20 protein-coding genes, 1 other RNA gene and 1 pseudogene are annotated in these 18,581 nt (G+C 65.3%); 4 read left to right on the top strand and 18 right to left on the bottom strand.

Annotation, left to right across the window (positions count from 1 at the left end):
* Positions 1 to 2: 2 nt before the first annotated feature.
* From mraY to B5D62_RS01435, 11 genes and pseudogenes are all read right to left on the bottom strand, one after another.
* Entirely contained in the window at positions 3 to 1,094 is a 1,092-nt protein-coding gene (gene mraY, locus B5D62_RS01485) for a phospho-N-acetylmuramoyl-pentapeptide-transferase (protein WP_085932055.1), read from the bottom strand.
* A gap of 2 nt (positions 1,095 to 1,096) precedes the next feature.
* Positions 1,097 to 2,503: a UDP-N-acetylmuramoylalanyl-D-glutamyl-2,6-diaminopimelate--D-alanyl-D-alanine ligase gene (locus B5D62_RS01480; protein WP_231714690.1), complete on the bottom strand. Its 1,407-nt coding sequence runs from the start codon at positions 2,501 to 2,503 to the stop codon at positions 1,097 to 1,099.
* Positions 2,500 to 3,966, bottom strand: coding sequence for a UDP-N-acetylmuramoyl-L-alanyl-D-glutamate--2,6-diaminopimelate ligase (locus tag B5D62_RS01475; protein ID WP_085932053.1), 1,467 nt, complete (start codon positions 3,964 to 3,966; stop codon positions 2,500 to 2,502). Before B5D62_RS01475 ends, B5D62_RS01480 begins: the two co-directional genes overlap by 4 nt.
* A 4-nt stretch (positions 3,967 to 3,970) precedes the next feature.
* Positions 3,971 to 5,824: a peptidoglycan D,D-transpeptidase FtsI family protein gene (locus tag B5D62_RS01470; protein ID WP_085932052.1), complete on the bottom strand. Its 1,854-nt coding sequence runs from the start codon at positions 5,822 to 5,824 to the stop codon at positions 3,971 to 3,973.
* Positions 5,821 to 6,369, bottom strand: a complete 549-nt coding sequence (gene ftsL / locus B5D62_RS01465; RefSeq protein ID WP_085932051.1) for a cell division protein FtsL — start codon at positions 6,367 to 6,369, stop codon at positions 5,821 to 5,823. Before ftsL ends, B5D62_RS01470 begins: the two co-directional genes overlap by 4 nt.
* A pseudogene (rsmH, locus tag B5D62_RS01460) lies at positions 6,369 to 7,301 on the bottom strand (16S rRNA (cytosine(1402)-N(4))-methyltransferase RsmH); the annotation flags it as partial. The gene ftsL and the pseudogene rsmH, both read right to left, overlap by 1 nt.
* On the bottom strand, positions 7,298 to 7,777 hold the full coding sequence (locus tag B5D62_RS01455) for a division/cell wall cluster transcriptional repressor MraZ (protein WP_170920736.1): 480 nt from the start codon (positions 7,775 to 7,777) through the stop codon (positions 7,298 to 7,300). The pseudogene rsmH and the gene B5D62_RS01455, both read right to left, overlap by 4 nt.
* 240 nt (positions 7,778 to 8,017) lie before the next feature.
* Positions 8,018 to 8,405, bottom strand: an RNA gene (rnpB, locus tag B5D62_RS01450) — RNase P RNA component class A.
* A gap of 11 nt (positions 8,406 to 8,416) precedes the next feature.
* A complete protein-coding gene (locus B5D62_RS01445) occupies positions 8,417 to 9,112 on the bottom strand; it encodes an N-acetylmuramoyl-L-alanine amidase (protein ID WP_085932048.1) in 696 nt (231 codons plus the stop codon).
* Positions 9,109 to 9,882, bottom strand: coding sequence for a TerB family tellurite resistance protein (locus B5D62_RS01440; protein ID WP_085932047.1), 774 nt, complete (start codon positions 9,880 to 9,882; stop codon positions 9,109 to 9,111). Before B5D62_RS01440 ends, B5D62_RS01445 begins: the two co-directional genes overlap by 4 nt.
* 22 nt (positions 9,883 to 9,904) lie before the next feature.
* Positions 9,905 to 10,636, bottom strand: coding sequence for a sulfite exporter TauE/SafE family protein (locus B5D62_RS01435; protein WP_170920735.1), 732 nt, complete (start codon positions 10,634 to 10,636; stop codon positions 9,905 to 9,907).
* A 63-nt stretch (positions 10,637 to 10,699) separates the two neighbouring features.
* Here B5D62_RS01435 and B5D62_RS34165 point away from each other — a divergent pair, with 63 nt between their 5' ends.
* Complete coding sequence (locus B5D62_RS34165) at positions 10,700 to 10,831, top strand: hypothetical protein (RefSeq protein WP_269435071.1); 132 nt, start codon at positions 10,700 to 10,702, stop codon at positions 10,829 to 10,831.
* Between the two features lie 96 nt (positions 10,832 to 10,927).
* Here B5D62_RS34165 and B5D62_RS01430 read toward each other — a convergent pair whose 3' ends face one another.
* From B5D62_RS01430 to B5D62_RS01415, 4 genes are read right to left on the bottom strand one after another with little or no spacing between them, the layout of a single operon-like run.
* Entirely contained in the window at positions 10,928 to 11,224 is a 297-nt protein-coding gene (locus B5D62_RS01430; protein WP_218190905.1) for a hypothetical protein, read from the bottom strand.
* Complete coding sequence (locus B5D62_RS01425) at positions 11,221 to 11,550, bottom strand: hypothetical protein (protein ID WP_085932045.1); 330 nt, start codon at positions 11,548 to 11,550, stop codon at positions 11,221 to 11,223. The genes B5D62_RS01430 and B5D62_RS01425 overlap by 4 nt, the downstream gene beginning before the upstream one ends.
* Before the next feature lies 1 nt (position 11,551).
* Positions 11,552 to 12,115 carry an isochorismatase family protein gene (locus tag B5D62_RS01420; protein WP_085932044.1) on the bottom strand — a complete coding sequence of 188 codons (564 nt, stop codon included), beginning with the start codon at positions 12,113 to 12,115 and terminating at the stop codon, positions 11,552 to 11,554.
* A 51-nt stretch (positions 12,116 to 12,166) separates the two neighbouring features.
* A complete protein-coding gene (locus tag B5D62_RS01415) occupies positions 12,167 to 12,619 on the bottom strand; it encodes a MarR family winged helix-turn-helix transcriptional regulator (RefSeq protein WP_085932043.1) in 453 nt (150 codons plus the stop codon).
* A 270-nt stretch (positions 12,620 to 12,889) separates the two neighbouring features.
* Between B5D62_RS01415 and B5D62_RS01410 the strand changes: the two genes are divergently transcribed.
* The 3 genes from B5D62_RS01410 to uvrB all read left to right on the top strand — a co-directional run bounded on the left by B5D62_RS01410 (position 12,890) and on the right by uvrB (position 16,157).
* Entirely contained in the window at positions 12,890 to 13,198 is a 309-nt protein-coding gene (locus B5D62_RS01410) for an antitoxin MazE family protein (protein WP_419188767.1), read from the top strand.
* Positions 13,195 to 13,551: a type II toxin-antitoxin system PemK/MazF family toxin gene (locus tag B5D62_RS01405; protein ID WP_085932042.1), complete on the top strand. Its 357-nt coding sequence runs from the start codon at positions 13,195 to 13,197 to the stop codon at positions 13,549 to 13,551. Before B5D62_RS01410 ends, B5D62_RS01405 begins: the two co-directional genes overlap by 4 nt.
* Positions 13,552 to 13,832: 281 nt before the next feature.
* Positions 13,833 to 16,157 carry an excinuclease ABC subunit UvrB gene (gene uvrB / locus B5D62_RS01400; RefSeq protein ID WP_419188774.1) on the top strand — a complete coding sequence of 775 codons (2,325 nt, stop codon included), beginning with the start codon at positions 13,833 to 13,835 and terminating at the stop codon, positions 16,155 to 16,157.
* 7 nt (positions 16,158 to 16,164) lie between these two features.
* On the opposite strand, the gene B5D62_RS01395 is transcribed toward uvrB, so the two are convergent.
* From B5D62_RS01395 to B5D62_RS01385, 3 genes are read right to left on the bottom strand one after another with little or no spacing between them, the layout of a single operon-like run.
* A complete protein-coding gene (locus B5D62_RS01395; RefSeq protein ID WP_085932040.1) occupies positions 16,165 to 16,941 on the bottom strand; it encodes an ABC transporter permease in 777 nt (258 codons plus the stop codon).
* Positions 16,938 to 17,690, bottom strand: a complete 753-nt coding sequence (locus tag B5D62_RS01390; protein WP_085932039.1) for an ABC transporter ATP-binding protein — start codon at positions 17,688 to 17,690, stop codon at positions 16,938 to 16,940. Before B5D62_RS01390 ends, B5D62_RS01395 begins: the two co-directional genes overlap by 4 nt.
* A complete protein-coding gene (locus B5D62_RS01385) occupies positions 17,690 to 18,559 on the bottom strand; it encodes a dioxygenase family protein (RefSeq protein ID WP_085932038.1) in 870 nt (289 codons plus the stop codon). The genes B5D62_RS01390 and B5D62_RS01385 overlap by 1 nt, the downstream gene beginning before the upstream one ends.
* Between the last annotated feature and the right edge of the window lie 22 nt (positions 18,560 to 18,581).

Below are 18,581 nucleotides of genomic sequence, written 5' to 3'. Positions count from 1 at the left end.
CTTCACCTCAGCTTGAGCGTGGCCAGGCCGACCATCGAGAGGATGGCGGCGATGATCCAGAACCGGAACACCACGGTCGGCTCGGCCCATCCCTTCTGCTCGAAATGGTGATGCAGCGGCGCCATGCGGAAAATTCGCCGGCCGGTCCACTTAAAGGACAGAACCTGCACGATGACGGACACGGTCTCGAGCACGAACAGGCCACCGACGATCGCCAGCACGATCTCGTGCTTCGTGACGACGGCTACCGCTCCCAGCGCGCCACCGATCGCAAGCGACCCTGTATCCCCCATGAACACCATGGCAGGGGGGGCATTGAACCAGAGGAAGCCGAGGCCGGCGCCGACCAGGGCCGACAGCAAGACCGCGAGTTCGCCGGAGCGCGGGATGTGATGCAGATAGAGGTAGTTGGTGTAAACGAGATTACCGACCACGTAGGCGATCAGCCCGAATACGGCCGAGGCCATGATGACGGGTCCGATCGCCAGCCCGTCGAGCCCGTCGGTCAGGTTCACGGCATTCGACGTACCGACGATCACCAGGACGGCAAAGACGATAAATCCGACGAGACCCAGCGGCACCAGTGCGTCCTTCAGGAACGGCAGCGCCAGCATGTAGCGCAAGCTGGGCGGCGACCATTGCGCGATCAGGTAAGCGGCAACGGCGGCGACGACGATCGACAGGCCGAACTTGGTCTTGCCCGGGACGCCCTTGGGATTCCGCTTGGTCACCTTGAGGAAGTCGTCCCACAGCCCGACGCCGCCGAAGGCGATGGTGATGCCCAGCACGATCCAGACATAGGGGTTGGTCAGATCGGCCCACAACAGCGTCGCGACGCAAAGCGAGATCAGGATCAGCAGGCCGCCCATCGTCGGCGTCCCCTTCTTGCTGACGATGTGGCTCGCCGGACCGTCTTCGCGAATCGGCTGCCCCTGCTTCTGCTTGCTGCGCAGCCAACGGATCAGTCGCCCGCCAATGAGGAAACTCAGGACCAGCGCCGTCAGAAAGGCGGCGATCGACCGGAACGTAAGGTACCGAAACAGGTTGAAGGGCGAGAAGAAGTCGGCCAGCGGATAAAGGAAATTGTAGATCATCTTCAGCGTCCCACATCGCCGCCGCTCGCCGCCAGGATGGCATCGACGACAGTCTTCATTTTCGAGCCCAGAGAGCCCTTCACCGCAACGACATCCCCCGCCCGCAGCCCCGACGCGACAAGCGGCGCGAGTGCCACGGAATCCGGCTGGTACGCGCCTCGCTGTGCCTGCGCCAGCCGCTGCCACAGCGCCTTCATATGCGGACCGCACAGGAAGACCTGGTCGGCGCCGCTTGCCGCCACGGCGTCCGCCAGTCCGCCGTGATAGTCGTCTGCGCCCTGGCCCAGCTCCCGCATGTCGCCCAACACCAGCAGCCGACGCCCCTGCGACGCCGGCTGCGTGCGCGCGAACACCGCGAGCATCGCCCGGACCGAGGCCGGATTGGCGTTGTAGCTCTCGTCGATCAGCTCGATGCTTCCCGAACCGAAAACGAGGTGCCGCCGCGCGCCCCGCCCCGGCGATGGCTTCACCTCGGCAAGGCTGGCAGCGCCCCTGGCGACATCGCCTCCCAGCGCCTCGACGACGGCGAGCGCCGCGAGGCTGTTCAGGACCCAGTGTTCGCCCGCCGCGCCCAGCCGATACTCGATCTTCTGCCCATGGATCAACGCGACAACATCGCTTCCTGAATCATGCAGGCGGCACGCGAGGAGTCTCGCCTCGGCGGCCTCGTGGCGTCCGAAGCCGACGATGCGAGCGACGCCGAAACGCCGTGCGCTCGCGGTCAGCCGATCGAAATGGCGATTGTCGCGATTGAGCACCGCGACCGCACCCTGGCGCATGCCGGCGAACAGGCAGGCCTTCTCGTCGGCGATCGCCTCTTCGGAGCCCATGTGACCAATGTGAGCCGGCTCGATATTGGTGATCACGCCGACATGCGCCTCGACCAGCCGCGCCAGCGGTTCGATCTCGCCGGGATGATTCATGCCGATCTCGAAGACGCCGTACCGCGCGTCCCGCGGCAGGCGGGCCAGGCTGATCGGGACGCCGACATGGTTGTTGAAGCTTGCCGCGCTCGCGGCCGTAGGGGCCTGGGCAGACAGCATCGCACGCAGCGCATCTTTCGTGCTGGTCTTGCCGACCGAGCCCGTGACACTGGCGATGCGGGCGTTGCTGCGCTGACGACCGGCACGGCCAAGATCGACCAGGGCCTGCGTCGTGTCCCGCACCTTGACCAGCTTTCCCCTGGCTTCCGGCACATCCCGCGAAACGATCGCGGCGGCGGCGCCACGTCCAAGCGCATCGGCCACGAAGGCATGGCCATCCGTGGTCTCCCCGCTGAGGGCGAAGAAGAGATCGCCCGGCGCGACGGCGCGGCTGTCGAACGTCACCCCATTGGTCTCGAACGCCTCGGGCATTGCCACCGGCGACAGGGCCCGCGCGATCTCGTCGGAGGTCCAGAGCGCGGTCACGATGCAGCTCCCGCCAGTTCCCGCGCCACCTGCGCATCGTCGAACGGATGCTTGACGGCCCCGATTGTCTGACCCGTCTCGTGCCCCTTGCCGGCGATCAGGAGCAGATCCTCCGCCGAGCGCAGGGCCGCCAATCCCTCCGCGATGGCTTCACGTCGGCCGGCGCTCTCCTCCATCCAGTTCTTCCGCTCGGGTGGGATGCCGCGGAGAATCTCGGCGCGAATGGCGACAGGTTGCTCGGAGCGGGGATTGTCGTCGGTGACGATCGTAAGGTCGGCGAGCCGCGTCGCGATCTCTCCCATGAGAGGGCGCTTGCCGCGGTCGCGGTCGCCGCCGCAGCCGAACACGACAACGAGCCTCCCCTTGGCGAAGGGACGCAATGTCCGAAGCACAGTCTCCAGCGCTTCCGGCTTGTGGGCATAGTCGACATAGACCGGAGCGCCACTGCGGTGCCGTGCCACGAGTTGCAGCCGACCGGGCGCGCCGCTCAAGGTGCCCAGTGACGAGACCGCGCGCGTGACGTCGCCACCGGTCGCAACGACAAGCCCGAGTGCCGCCAGCGCGTTGGAAGCCTGGAAAGCGCCGACCAGCGGCAAGTCGATCTCGTAGCGCGTCCCGAGCACCTCGATCTCGAGATGCTGGCCGGTGGCGGTCGGCTCATCGCGCAACAATCGGAATTCGCGCCCCTGAGTGCCGTAGGTCCAGAAGCGGATGCCGCGTCTGTGGCAAATCTCCGCCAGCGCTGCGGCGCGGTCACTGTCGGCATTGACGACGGCCGTGCCGTCGGATGGCAGCAATTGCCCGAACAGTCGCGCCTTGGCCTCGAAATAGGCCTGCATCGACGGGTGATAGTCGAGATGCTCGCGCGTGAGGTTCGTGAATGCCGCCGCCGCCAGACGCAATCCGTCGAGCCGATGCTGGTCGAGACCGTGGCTCGATGCCTCGATGGCAAGATGGGTGACGCCCTCTCGCGCCAGCGTCGCCAGATCGGCGTGAAGCTGAATCGGATCGGGCGTGGTCAATCCGGCGTCGCGCGAGAAACCGGCCGAGAAGATGCCGAGTGTCCCCACGCTCGCCGCATTCAAGCCGAGGCTGGCCCAGATATGACGGGCGAAATGAACCGTGGAAGACTTGCCGTTCGTGCCGGTCACGGCGGCAATGGTGGCAGGCTGGAGTCCCGCGAAGGCTGCTGCCATCAGAGCGATGCGGCGCCGCGGATTGGCATCGCGGACAACGACGATGCCGGGATCGAGCGCCGGCAAGACCACGTCGCGCGCCACGAGGATCGCAACCGCACCGCGTTTCACGGCGTCGGCTACGAAGCTCGCGCCGTCGGCGTGCGAGCCGGCAACGGCGGCGAACAGGTATCCGGGCTGAGCCTTTCGTGAATCGAGCGTTAGCCCCGCAAGCACCGGATCGTGGGGCAGGACGCCACCAGATCCGGTGTCGGCGGTCTGCCGCATGAGCTCACTCAACCGTAACACGGCGCACTCCCGCAGGAGGCGCCGCCATGGGGCCAGTGGGTCGAGCCGGCAGCGCCCTGTGTTCGAACCGTTGTCCACGCGCGGCAACCGGAAGCAGCTGAGGCATCGGGCTCGGCTGGACAGGCGTCGAAGCGACCTCCAGCGACGTCCGCCCACTGTTCCAGTCACCGGGCAGGATCCCGTAAAGAGAGACGATGTCCTCGATGATGACTTTCACGCTCGGGGCCGAGACCATGCCGCCGGTCGCGTAACCGCCCGTCTCCTTCGTACCCTTGGGCTCGTCCAGGGAGACCAGGACAAGGAACTTCGGATCGCTCATGGGGAAGGCGCCGACGAAGGAGCTGAACAATGCCTTCTTGGCGTAGCCGCCATGGGACACCTTTTCAGCAGTGCCGGTCTTGCCGCCCACTTCGTAACCGGTCAGGTCGGCTTTCTTGCCGGTGCCCTCGACCGCGTTCAGGCGCATCAGCTGACGGATCTGCTGGGAGGTCTTGGCCTGGATCACGCGGCGTCCCGGATCGCTGCCGGAGGTGCGCTTGAGGAAGCTCGGCGAATAGAGAACGCCGCCATTGACCATCGCGGCGACGCCGGTGATCAGGTGCAAGGGCGTCACCGACATGCCGTGGCCGAAGGCGATGGTCATGGTGTTGATCTTGGCCCAGTGCGCCGGATAGAGCGGCGAGCCGAGTTCGGTGAGCTGCGTGTTCAGCGGCTTCAGGAAGCCGAGCCGGTCGAAGAAAGCCCGCTGCGCATCGCTGCCGACCTCGACGGCCATCTTGGCGGAGCCGATGTTCGAGGAGAACTTGAACACCTCGGGCACCGTGAGCACGCGGTGCGGCACGTCGGGATCGTCGTGGATGGTGAAACGGTCGATCTTGATCGGTGAACTGGCGTCGAACTTGTCCGCCAAGGTGACCTTGCCGCTGTCGAGCGCGAGGGCGGTATTGAACACCTTGAACATCGAGCCCTGCTCGTACACGCCGAGCGTGGCGCGGTTGAACAGGGCTTCGTTGGTGATCGTCTTGGCCTTGTTGGCATCGTAGGTCGGCAGCGACGCCATGGCGAGGATCTCGCCATTCGTCGCATCCATCACGATGGCTTGCGCACCGATGGCCGAGAATTTCTGGACGGCGTGGGCAATCTCGTCCTCGACCATGCGCTGCAGGCGCAGATCGATCGACAGCTGCACCGTCTGTCCGCTCTGGAGCTGCTGGTCGAAGTAACGTTCGACGCCGCCCAAGCCCGCATTGTCGATGCTGGTGTACCCCACGACGTGGGCACCGGTCTGGCCTTGCGGATAGATGCGCCGCTCCTCGGCCTGGAACTCGAGGCCGGGAATGCCGAGCCGGTTGACGAGATCGTTCTCGCGGGGGCTGAGGCCGCGCTTGATCCAGACGAAGCTCTTGTCGGCGTCGAGCTTCTCCTTCACCTCGTCGTACTTGAGGTCGGGGAGAGCGGACACGATCTTGCGGGCTGCGTCCTGGGTATCGACCAGCAGATGCGGGTTGACGAACGCGGACATGACCGGCAGCGAGGTGGCGAACACGATGCCGTTGCGGTCGACGATGTCGGCGCGCTCGGACTGGATCGCACCACCGCGCGCCGCGACGCGCTGGGTGGGTTCGCCGCCTTCACGCAGCAGCGACACATAGGCCATGCGCAGCGCGATCGCCACGAAGACCATGGTCAGCAACGCCGACGCGATCACCAGCCGCTGCCGCGCGGTTTCCTGGGCGTCGCCTTTGGTGCGTTCCCTGGCCGACAGCGGACGCGTGCCGGCCGCCGCGCGGGGCGCGGCGGCCGGTTCGGGCGGACCTGCTTTGCGCCACAGCCTCATCGACGCTCCCCTTCGTTTCTCGAGAGGATGTCATCGATGGTAACCGCGGCGCCGCGGCCCGCTCCTGCCGGACCCGAGGGGGCCGGCCCCTGAAGGGCCGGTCGAGGGGGCGTCGTGGGTCCGGCTGAACGCCCTGAAAGGGGTGCGGAGGCCGGCGAGGGGCTGCCGGCCTCCGCTGCGACGCGATCGCCACCGGGCAAAGTCGACGAGGGGACGTCGTTGCCCGTTCGTGGGGGGGAAGGGAGTGGCGAATCGCGTCGCGGGGGGCTCGAATCTGTCTTCAAGGACTCCAATCGTACGACCTGCTTGATCGAGGCCTGATCGAGGTCGAGATGGGCCTGCACGAGATGCTCGATGCGCTCCGCCTCGTTGAGGTGAGCCCATTCGATCCTGAGGATGTGCGTGGCCTGCTGGCTTTCGACGATCTTCTGATTGGTGCGGTCGATCCTCTCCTCGAGGTCCTGCACCTTGTACTTGACCGCAAACAGGCCGATCGCCGTGCAGACGGCAATGATCGACCAGAACAGGAGGCCGCGATGGATCATGCGGCCCCTCCGATCTTTTCGGCAACCCTCAGGCGCGCCGAACGGGCGCGAGGATTGGCCGCGACTTCGGTATCGGTCGGCACGACCGGTCGGCGGGTCAGGTCGCGCAAGGTCGGCGTCCGGGCCTGCGCGACCGGCGGTGCATGCCGCGACGGTGCAGGCGTCCGCCCCGACCGCGCCCTGACGAATTCCTTGACGGCCCGATCTTCGAGCGAGTGGAACGACACGACGGCAAGGCGGCCGCCCGGCGCAAGAACCGATTCGGCAGCCGCAAGTCCACGTTCGAGCTCACCCAGCTCGTCGTTGACCGCGATCCGCAGCGCCTGGAAGACGCGCGTTGCGGGATCGCTCTCGTCCTTGGCCGAAGGGCCGACCGCGCGGCGCACGATCTCGGCCAGTTCGCCCGTCGTTTCGATGCGCCCCTCGCGCCGACGCTCGACGATAGAACGCGCGACACGCCGGCTCCGTCTTTCTTCGCCATAGCGCCAGAAGATATCGGCGAGTTCCGACTCCTCGCCGTCGTTGACGAGATCGGCCGCCGAGGGACCGCGCTTCTCCATGCGCATGTCCAGAGGGCCGGACGCGCGGAACGAGAAACCACGCTCGGGCCGATCGAACTGCATGGACGAGACGCCGAGATCGAGCGTCACGCCATCGACCTCCGACACGCCTTCCGCGGAGAGCAGCTCCGCCATGTCTCCAAAGCGACCCTCGACCAGGCGCAAGCGGGGAGCATAGCGCTGCGCCAGCGCTTGACCGGCAGTTACCGCATCCGGATCGCGATCGATCGCGATCACCTCGCAATCGGCACGATCGAGCAGGCCGGCCGTGTAACCGCCGGCACCGAAAGTGCCGTCGACATAGCGAGCGCCATCGCGCGGATTCAACGCCTCGACGACTTCGCGGAGGAGGACCGGAACGTGTCCGCTCATGCCTCACCTCCGGTGAGGCCGCGCACGAACGCCGCCATCTTCTCGCGATCGGAGTCGCGACGCGCCTGCCAGCGCTTCGGATTCCAGAGCTGGAACTTGTCGCCCTTGCCGACAAGCATCACGCCCTCTTCGGTTTCGAGAATCTGGGCGAACTCCGCCGGCAGCGTGAAGCGACCATCGGGTTCCATCGGCACGGTGCGCGCGCCGGCCGAAAGGTAGCCGGCAGGATCGAACGCCTCATCGTCGAGCGCGACCTTGAGCGACCCTTTGGGCCCCAGCGCTTCCATGCGCAGGCGGTCCAACATGGCATCGAAGCCGGCGCGACTGTTCCCGTTCACGACGCCGGCAACATTGGGCGAGTGGTAGAGGACAAAAGCCCCCCGATCATCAGCGGGCAGCTCATCGCGAAAGGCGGCGGGCAATAGAACCCGTCCCTTCTTGTCGAGCTTGATCAGGATCTCGGACCGGAATGCCACCGGGCCTCTCCCCCTGGATCCCGCCGCCGGTGCCCCACGCGCCGGCATCCACTGATACACGGGATACAATGGGATACCATGGGAAAGCCCGGGATGCAATCATCAAAACCCCGATTCGCCGTGGATTCCTAAGTGGTTAGCACCACATCTATTGTCTGCTCTTCTCCTAAAACCGCAAGGTCTTGTGTAGGGGAAAGCGCACGCCCTCTCCCAGTCTTCCCAGCTGTAAAATAACGAGAAGATGTCAGACGGCCTGTAAGCCGGGTTCTGTCCTCGCCCGAAAGCGATGGATGGCCATTCCTCTGGGACGTCCGTTGCCGAACGCCTCGCGCGACCGACCCGGGCGACGGCGCGGAAACACGCTTGCCGGTTGCCCGGCGTGCCGCCCCTATTTGGTCTTGCTCCCGGTGGGGTTTGCCGTGCCGCTTCCGTTACCGGTCGCGCGGTGGGCTCTTACCCCACCGTTTCACCCTTACCCGTCCGGCGAGCCGGACTGGCGGTCTGTTCTCTGTGGCACTGTCCCTGGGGTCGCCCCCGCCGGTCGTTAACCGGCACCGTGTCTCCGTGGAGCCCGGACTTTCCTCGCCACAGCGATTGCTCGCCGCAGCGCAGCCATCCGGCCGTCTGACGGCCGTCTAGCTAGGGCCCCGCCCCCACCTGGTCAAGAAGAGCTGCGAGCAGCGAGCGCGTCTCGATGTCGGCGATGCCGTCGACACGCGCTGGACGGAAATGCCGTTGGAAGGCCTTCAGTATCTCCTCCTCAGGGAGATCGACCGCCGGAACATAACCAAAGCGCTGCAGCGCCTCCTGGACATCGCCCTCGAAAGGCCTGGCTCCCGGCTTTGGCCAGACGCCAACACCGGCAGCGGCCAAAGTCTTCCAGGGAAAGCGCAGGCCCGGATCGATCTTGCGGCGGGGAGCGATGTCGGAATGACCGACGACGTTGCGCGGGACGATCGCCGGGTGGCGGCCGAGAATATCGCGGCAGAGATCGATGAGCGCCGCGATTTGCCGATCGGGATAATCGTGATGGTCGCCGTGCAGGTTGACGATCTCGATACCGATCGACGTCGCGTTCAGGCTGTCCCGTCCACGCCAGTAGGAACGGCCGGCGTGCCAGGCGACGCGCTGCTCCGGTACCAGGCGATAGACGGTCCCCTCTTCGGCCAGCACATAATGCGCGCTGACGCGGAGTTCGCGCTTGGGATCGCTCAGAATGTCGAGCGACGATTGAAGCGGCAATTCCGTGTAATGCAGGACCAGCGTATCGACCGCCGAAGTCTCGGGCCGCGGTGCGTGGTTGGGCGAAGGCCGATCGACGATCGTCAGGCTCACGCGGCAATCAGCCCGCGCTGGCGGCGCAGTCGATCATAGGCATCGTTGATCAGGGCGAGCTTGCGGTTGGCAACCGCGATCGCTTCCTCCGGCAATCCCTGGGCAATCAGCCGGTCGGGATGGTTGGCCCGGACCTGCCGCAGCCATGCCTCGCGGATCTCTTCGTCCGACGCCAGCGGATCGATACCGAGGATGATGCAGGGTTCGCATTCCACCACGCCCAGGGCCGCCGCCTTGGCGCGCTCGAATCGCTCGGCGCTCAAGCCGAAGATCGTTGCCACCTTCGCGAGGTATCCGGCCTCCTCGGCGCTCACCTGTCCATCGGCCTTGGCGATGTCGAACAACCCCTCCAGAACATTCTCGAGGATTTCGGGCGCATCGGGAAAGAGCGCCGCCACCTGACGCGCATAAGGTTCGAAACCGGATGCATCACGTTTGGCCAGATCGAAAAACCGCTCGACATTGCGCTCTTCGCCCGCCGGCACCTGAAAGAACGAGCGGAAGGCTTCGACTTCCTTGTGGGTTACTTCGCCATCGACCCGAGCCATCTTCGCCCCGAGCGCGATCACGCCGATCGTGAAGCCGATCTGGCGCAGGCCTGGATGGTCGTTGGGATCGCGAGGCGCGGCTGGAGCGGTTTCATTGCTTACCCGTCCCTCGAGGACATACTGGTCGACGGCGTGGCCCGCCATCACCCCCAGCAAGGCCGCGATCGGACCGCCGAGGGCGAAGCCAGCCGTACCGCCAACTATCTTTCCCCAGATCTTCATACTGCCCGCTACCCTTCGCAGATCACAGGATCAAGGAACCGATCGCCACGGCCACCAGCAAGACCAGCGCCAAATAGCGATAAAAGCGCTCGCTGGCCAATGGGAACAACCGCTCCCCCAACACGCCGCCAACGACCACCGCCGGAGCAAGGAAGATGCCGCGCATGCCGGTCTCCCAGCGCACGAGATCGCGAGCCACGAACACCAGCAGCGTGGCGAGATCGACGAACACGAAATAGGTGGTGAGATTGGCGCGCACGCGTTCCACGCTCTCCTTACCTGCCAGATAATAAAACGCGATCGGCGGTCCAGCCATTCCCGAGAGGCCGTTGAGAAAGCCACTCATTCCGCCCGCCGCCAGAGTCGATGTCGCCCGCGGTTTGCCATGATATCGCCATCCGCTCGCCAGCAAGGCGACGGCCGTCAGGACGATCGCCGAAATCGTCCAGCGCATCGGTTCCGGCGCCACATGGGTGAGCGTGATATTCCCCAGCGGCACGCAGATGGCCGCGGCCACCAGCAGCAGGCCGATCCGGCGCCAGTCGACGTGCGCGACCGCCCGCGGCAACAGCGGCAGGGCGACGACGATCTCCAGCATCAGGCACAGAGACACGCCCGTCTCCGGCCCGTACAGGGCCGAAAAGACTGGCGTCATCAGCATCGCGGCGCCGAACCCCGCGAAACCGCGCACCATGCCGGCGACGACGGCGACCGCGGCGGCGATCAGGAAGGAAGGCGCGAGGAGCTCGGGCATCGTGGGCAGCCCCCAAGCTCTAGCATTGCCCGGGCCCGCCCCTGACATCATATAATGCAGGCCATGCCCCCAAAGAATCTTGCGGTTTCCCCCATGCCGCTGCTGATGCCCTATATCCAGCGGCGTCCAGCGAATATCGGCGGCAAGCCCTTCAAGCTGGTCTCGGATTACACGCCGGCCGGCGGCACGACCTGATCGATCCTAAGTGTCCGTCGCGCGTTGCCGATCATGGACAGTTTCGGAAGCGACGTGATCCGCGTCACTATCGCCACCTCATCCACAGATAACTAGTCAGACTCTGGCCCGGCATGTCCATTGCCAAAGCTGGACGGCCCCGGAGACGGTGAGAAATCCCAGCGCCAAGGCAAGGACGCTCATCGCCGATTGCGTTGCAATCAGGAGCTTGCGCTGCAGCGCCATGACCGGCCCGACGGCAGACGCGTCGTGACGGGTGAGCTGGGTGACCACCAGCCAGTCCTGTGCCGTGCGCTGTACCCACGTGCCGATGTTGGAGACGAAGGCGCCGCCGACCCAGATCCGATGATTGAAGCCTTTCAGGGACCGGACGCCTTCAAGCGGCGCCCTCATGGCTGCTCTGGCTGGTTGCCGCCGTGGAAGCGGCCAAAGTGACGGGCGGAAAAAAGTGCGATCAGCAGCCCACCGGCGCCAAATGCGACGATGTCGCCGGTGCTCTTCAAGTCGAAATCGCCGACGCGACAGACAAGGACATAGCCGACGGCGATATTGAAGAAGCCCCAGAGCACGTTGACGGTTGAAGACGACAGCCCTTGGCCCGACGGCTTGGCAAATGGGCTCTGAAACGGCCGGCCCATCATTCCGCTGACGAAGTGGGGGATCGCATTGGCGAGGAACGCACCGCCAAAGACATAGGATAATAGCGACAGCCATGGCATCTCAGGCGTTCCTTGCCGGCAGGAGATCGATGATGTCCTGGCTCGTGCCGGTCTCGCCGAGCCGTGGGAAGACGCATCTGATGCTGTACTCGTGCGCCTCGGGACGCGTGTCGGCCATGGCGTCGATGGCGAGCGTGACGTTGAATCCGTGCTCATAGGCTTGGCGTGCCGTCGCCTCGACGCCGGTTCCGGTCGCCACGCCGGCGACGACCACCTGAGTGACGCCTCGCGCTTTCAATTGCGCCTCGAGATCGGTGCTCGCAAAGGCGCCCCAGGTCCGCTTCGTTACGGCGATGTCGCCGGGTTGCTGATTGAGTTCCGGGATGAGGTCGGTCCACCCGTCCGGTCGCGGACTGGTTTGACGCGGCTGTTCCGTGCGCCCAGGGGCACTGCCGGCGACGTTGACGAGTACCACCGGTAGGCCGCGCTGGCGGAAGGTCTCAGTCAGCGCGCTTGCTCGCGCGATGACGGCATCAATTGTGGGGATGCCGGGCAGACCGACGATCCCCTTTTGCAGGTCGATGATGATCAGGGCGGTGCTGGGATCGAGCGCGGTCAAAGCCATGGCGCATTCCTTTTGAAAATAGGGATGGTCGCAAGCCGCGACGGATTCGCATCACTCGTCGACAAGCCGCTTGAGCAGATCGACGGCTTCGGCAAGCCTGTCCTGTTCGTGCGGCGACAGATGTACCTGAAGCGCCCGAGTGAGCCAGTCCTGGCGTGCCGCACGGCCTTCCTCGATCCATTTGCGGCAGGCATCCGTCAGCGACAGCAAGGTCTGTCGCCCATCCGTCGGGTCCGGCACGCCGCTCACCCAGCCTGCCGCCTCAAGCGCCGCGATGATGGCGCCCATCGATTGCGGACGCACTCCCTCGGCCCGGGCGAGACTTGACGCCGTTGCGGGGCCGTCCGTCTCCAGTCGAAGCAGCACAGACACCTGTGATGGCGTGAGATCGCCGATATGCGCCTGCGCGCGCAGCCGGCGCTTCAGCTTGCCCACCAGCGCCCGGAGATCCTGCGCCAGGGCCGCAGCGCGCATGCTTTGGTAAGTGTCCGGCTGATCCTTCATGACTGCCAACGTAGAGCATATAAGGCCTCCTGAAAAGGATACCTTATCAGTTTAGCTGGATATTTTTGCGCGTCCTCTGATGAACACTGGTGGCAACAGGGTTCTCACCATTGCCCGCACACTGTCCGGCCTGCCGTAGGTGACCATAATGGGGACTAGCGTTGACGAGGTTTGTGATGACGCCATGAACGCCGCGGCCGCGATGAAGCTGGCCGACGGGGCCCGTTGGACGATCACCTGCTCCGGCGGTCCGATATGGACATTGCGGACATGACGCTCGCCGATGAACCGGATCGCTCCCCTTGCGACCCGATCCACGAATGGTTACATGTAACCAATTCGGAGGTTCAGATCATGCCATCTGCGAGTGGTGCGAAGCCCACCAGGCTGAAGGTCCAGGAACACCGCGCCCGGCTGCGTGCCCAGGGCCTGCGGCCGATCCAGATTTGGGTGCCCGACGTTCGCGCCTCATCCTTCCGGGCGGAGGCGCACCGGCAATCCATGGCGGTAGCGGCAAGCGCCCATGCGGCCGAGGATCAGGCGTTCATCGATGCGGCGTCCGACTGGGACGACGAATGAAGCGGGGAGACATCTGGACTGTCTCCGGCGGCAAGGATTACGCGGGCAAGCCGCGCCCCGTCGTCATCGTCCAGGATGATGCTTTCGACGCGACGGCCTCGATAACGATCTGCGCCTTCACCACCGATCCCACAGAAGCGCCCCTGTTCCGGCTGCTGATTGAGGCGAACGAGCGCAACGGTCTGCGCTCTCCCTCCCGGCTGATGGTGGACAAGATCACCACTGTCTCGAAGTCCAAAGTCGGCGAGCGGATCGGCCGGCTGGATGACGAGGATGTGGTCCGGCTCAACCAGGCCGTGATGGTGTTCCTTGGCCTGGCGGTGTCGCCGAGAACGGGTCGAACAGGGAAGTGACGAGAAGCGCCACGCACCATCCGGCCCGCCGTAAGTGACCATAATAGGGGCCGGCGTCGACGAGACTTATGATGACACCATGAACGGCACAGCTTCCACCGCCCGGCCCGTCCTCGTCCCGGCTCCGGCTGCCGCGGCGGCCTTTCCCGAATTCCCGAAATTTTCCGGAAATCCTTTGATTCCAACGCTTAAGGCCATTTTCGGGAAAACCATTTTTTTCGCGCCGTCGATTCCCGAAAAGAGGCGGGAAACCCGGGCGAAGGCCCCAAAAGCCTTGTGCCATCGGCATCGGAGGCTTCCCACCGCGCCGGGAAACTCGGGAACGTTTGTCCCCGCCTGGCAGGTCCCAGGCGACGGTCCCGCCTGCCGGCCTCAAGCATTGCCGGCCCCCAGCCGCGCCCTCATATAATAAGGCCATGGCCTCGAAGAACCTTGCGGTTTCCCCCATGCCGCTGCTGATGCCCTATATCCAGCGGCGTCCAGCGAATATCGGCGGCAAGCCGTTCAAGCTGGTGTCGGATTACACACCTGCCGGCGACCAGCCGCAGGCGATTCGTCAGCTGATCGACGGCGTTCAGGGAGGCGAGCGCGACCAGGTGCTGCTGGGCGTCACCGGCTCGGGCAAGACCTTCACCATGGCCAATGTCATCGCCTCGCAGACGCGGCCGGCGCTGGTGCTGGCGCCGAACAAGACGCTCGCGGCGCAGCTCTATGGCGAGATGAAGGGCTTCTTCCCGGAGAACGCGGTCGAGTACTTCGTCTCCTACTACGATTACTATCAGCCCGAGGCCTACGTTCCCCGCACCGACACCTATATCGAGAAGGATTCGTCGATCAACGAACAGATCGACCGCATGCGCCACTCGGCAACGCGCGCCCTGATGGAGCGCGACGACGTGGTGATCGTCGCCTCGGTCTCCTGCATCTACGGCATCGGTCCGCTCGAGAACTATCAGGCCATGACCTTCCGCCTGCACAAGGGGCAGAAGATCGACCGCACCACCCTGCTCCGCCGCTTCGTCGAACAGCAGTACAAGAGGAACGACAACGCCTTCCAGCGCGGCACCTTCCGCGTGCGTGGCGACACCGTCGATCTTTTTCCGGCCCACTATGAAGACAAGGCGTGGCGCTTCGAGATGTTCGGCGACGAGATCGAGTCGATCACCGAGTTCGATCCGCTCACCGGCGATAAATCGGCGACGCTCTCGGACATCGTGGTTTATGCCAACAGCCACTACGTCACGCCGCGCCCGACCATGACGAAGGCCATCCAGCAGATCAAGACCGACCTCAAGCAGCGGCTCGACGAGTTCAACCGCGCCGGTCGGCTGCTCGAAGCGCAGCGGCTCGAACAGCGCACCCTGTTCGATATCGAGATGCTGGAGACGACCGGCGCCTGTGCCGGCATCGAGAACTACTCGCGCTATCTCACCGGCCGCAAGCCGGGCGAGCCGCCGCCTACCCTGTTCGAATACTTCCCGGAAAACTCGCTCCTGATCGTCGATGAAAGCCACGTCACCGTGCCGCAGATCGGCGGCATGTTCCGCGGCGACTTCAACCGCAAGAGCGTGCTGGCCGAGTTCGGTTTCCGCCTGCCATCGGCCATCGACAACCGTCCGCTGAAGTTCGAGGAATGGGAGACGCTGCGCCCGCAGACGACTTTCGTCAGCGCGACGCCCGGCCCCTGGGAGATGGAACGGACCCAGGGCGTGTTCGTCGAGCAGGTCATCCGCCCGACCGGCCTGATCGACCCGACCGTCATCATCAGGCCGGTCGAGAAGCAGGTCGACGACCTGATCGCCGAGTGCAAGGACTGCGCGAAGAAGAGCCAGCGGGTCCTGGTGACGGTGCTCACCAAGCGCATGGCCGAGGACCTCGTCGAATATCTCCATGAGGCCGGCATCCGCTGCCGCTACCTGCATTCTGATATCGACACGCTGGAGCGCATCGAGATCATCCGCGACCTGCGGCTGGGCGCGTTCGACGTACTGGTCGGCATCAATCTCCTGCGCGAGGGCCTCGACATCCCGGAATGCGCGCTGGTGGCGATCCTCGATGCCGACAAGGAAGGCTTCCTGCGGTCACCGACGTCGCTGGTGCAGACCATCGGCCGCGCCGCGCGCAACGTCGAGGGCCGGGTCATCCTCTATGCCGACAAGATGACCGACTCGATCAAGTACGCCATGGCCGAGACCGAGCGACGCCGCGCCAAGCAGATCGCCTACAACAAGGAACACGGCATCACGCCGGCCTCGGTGAAGAAGAACATCGCCGAGATCCTGCAATCCACCGCCGAGCGCGACCATTACACGGTCGATACTGGCGTCTCCGGCGACGTGCATCTCGTCGGACACAATCTCAGAAGCCATATCGCCGAGCTCGAGAAGCGCATGCGCGATGCGGCGGCGAATCTCGAGTTCGAGGAAGCGGCGCGCATCCGGGACGAAATCCGCCGGCTCGAAGCCAACGAGCTCGAACTGCCGGGCCAGCCGATCGCCGCATCGGCCAACATCAACCTCGGCAAGATGCAGAACAGCCGGGTCTTCCGCGGCGTCCGCACCGGCTCGGGATCGGGCGGTCGCCCGGCACGCCGCAGCGGTCGATAAGAGCCCGCTACTCCTGCCCGTCGAGCGCGGATTCGTGCCAGCGTCGCAACAGCAGGTGCGAGAGCAGCGTCAGCACGAGGAAGATCGCGATACCCGTTGCCGAGATCAGGGCGAGCGCCGCGAACATGCGCGGCACCTTGAGCTGGTAGCCGGCCTCGAGGATGCGCCACGCCAGGCCGGACGCATTGCCGCCGGTGCCGGCCACGAACTCGGCGACCACCGCCCCGATCAGGGCCAGTCCGCCCGAGATCCGCAACCCGCCCAGGAAGTACGGCAAGGCGGCGGGCAGCCTTAGATAAACAAGCGTGCGCCAGCGGCCAGCGCCATAAAGCTCGAACAGGCTGAGGAGATTGCGGTCCACGGAACGCAACCCGAGGATCGTGTTGGACAGGATGGGAAAGAAAGCCACCAGCCAGGCGCAGATCAGCAGCGAGAGATCGACGTCGTTGGCCCAGACGATGATCAGCGGCGCGATCGCCACGACCGGCGTCACCTGCAGGACGACGGCATAGGGAAACAGCGACAGCTCGACCCAGCGCGACAGCGAGAACAGCACCGCCAGCACGCCGCCGACCACGACAGCCGCACCCAGCGCGGCAAGCGTTATGCTCAGCGTCACCCAGAGCGAGGGCGCCAGCGTGCTCCAGTCCGCCACCAGCGTCCGCGCGATGAGGATTGGCCCTGGCAGGATGTAGGGTGGCACCGCCAACGCGCGCACGGCTTCTTCCCACAGACCGAGAACGAGCAGGCCCAGAACCAGGGGCGCGACGACCTTGACGCTCATGCCGCCATCGCCTGGCCGAGCTGCGCCGAGGCTAGGCGGCAGATGGCGACATAGTCGGCGGAAGTTCGAAACGCCTCGTCGCGGGCATGGCTGGTGGCGACGGGCAGCTCCGATGCAATTCGTCCCGGCCTGGTCCCCATGATCACGATGCGTTGCGACAGGAATACCGACTCGAAGACCGAATGTGTGACGAAGATCGCCGTGAAACGCCGCTGCTGCCACAATGCCAGCAGATCGAGGTTGAGGCGATGCCGTGAAATCTCGTCCAGCGCAGCGAAGGGCTCGTCCATCAGCAGGAGCCTGGGTTGCGTCACCAGGGCCCGCGCGATCGAAACCCGCATCTTCATGCCGCCCGACAGTTCGCGCGGATAGCTTTTCTCGAAGCCGGCCAGCCCCACGCCCGCCAGTGCGTCCTCGGCCCGCGCCCGGCGCTCCGATCGCGCTAGACCCGCCAGCTTGAGCGGCAACTCGACATTGGCGAGCGCCGTCGCCCAGGGCATCAGCGTCGGCTCCTGGAACACGAAGCCCATATCGTGTCGACCCGTCGGTCGACCGACGCTGCCGCTGGTCGGGGTCGCGAGGCCGGCAATGATGCGTAGCAGGGTGGTCTTGCCGCAGCCGGAAGGTCCCAGCAGGCTGACGAACTCTCCCGCGGCGACAGTCAGCGAGACATCGCTGAGCGCCTGCAGGCCATTGTCGAAATGCTTGGAAACGGCGCTGACGCGGACGGGCGCTCCCGTTGCCGGCATCAGGCAGGCGGCAGGGTCAGATCGATGGTCGCCGTCCACGCCGGCAGCGGCACCGATTCGCGTACGGCAAGATTGGCCGGCAGTGCCGACCTCTCCTTGATCTGCTTGAAGGGCAGCACCAGCCCGCCACGCACGCCGAACACCGCGTCCCGATCGAGATACTTGTCGTCCTCGGGGAAGAACTCCGTGATCAGCGGCTTGTGGCCGGGCGCGTGAACGATCATGTGCAGATGAGCCGGACGCCAGGCGTCGCGTCCCAGCGCACGCAGCATGTCGCCGGCCGGCCCATCGTCAGGCACCTTGTACGAAACCGGACGCACGGTGGAAAACGCGAAGGTGCCGTCCGGCGCGACCGCAAGCCGGGCATGATAGTTGGTCGCCGCCTGCTGCGGATCCTGCTGGGCATAAAGACCGTTTCCAGAATTCTGCCACAGCGCCAGCACCGTTCCGGCCGCCGGTTGGCCCTTCTGATCCAGTACGCGCCCCGTGACGACCAGAGGCTCGCCGACCTGGCCCTTCCACAGATCGCCGCCATTCGGAAGCTCCGGCGCGCCTTCGATGTGGAACGGCCCCAGCACCGAGGACGGCGTGCCGGACGTCGAGGCATTGACCATGTCGACCAGCGAGGAGACGCCGAGGAGATCGGAGAACAGGATGTATTCGTTGCGCTTGTCGTCGGTGAACTTGACCGCGCGGGTCAGGGCGTCGATCGCCGCGCCCCATTCCGCCTGTGTCACCTTGTTATCGCGCACGAAGCTGTGCAGATGGCCGGCCAGACTCACCAGCAGCTCGCGGGTGCGGGCAGATGGAGCATTCTTCGCATACTCGGCGAAGGCCTGGGTGATGGTGGCCGGAGTCAGATTGCGCATGGACGCCCCCTTGCCTGCGGTC

Source organism: Enhydrobacter aerosaccus (assembly GCF_900167455.1).
Taxonomy (GTDB): Bacteria; Pseudomonadota; Alphaproteobacteria; order Reyranellales; family Reyranellaceae; genus Reyranella; species Reyranella aerosaccus.
The sequence above is the reverse complement of the archived record's forward strand: the minus strand, read 5'-3'. Positions and strand labels throughout refer to the sequence as shown.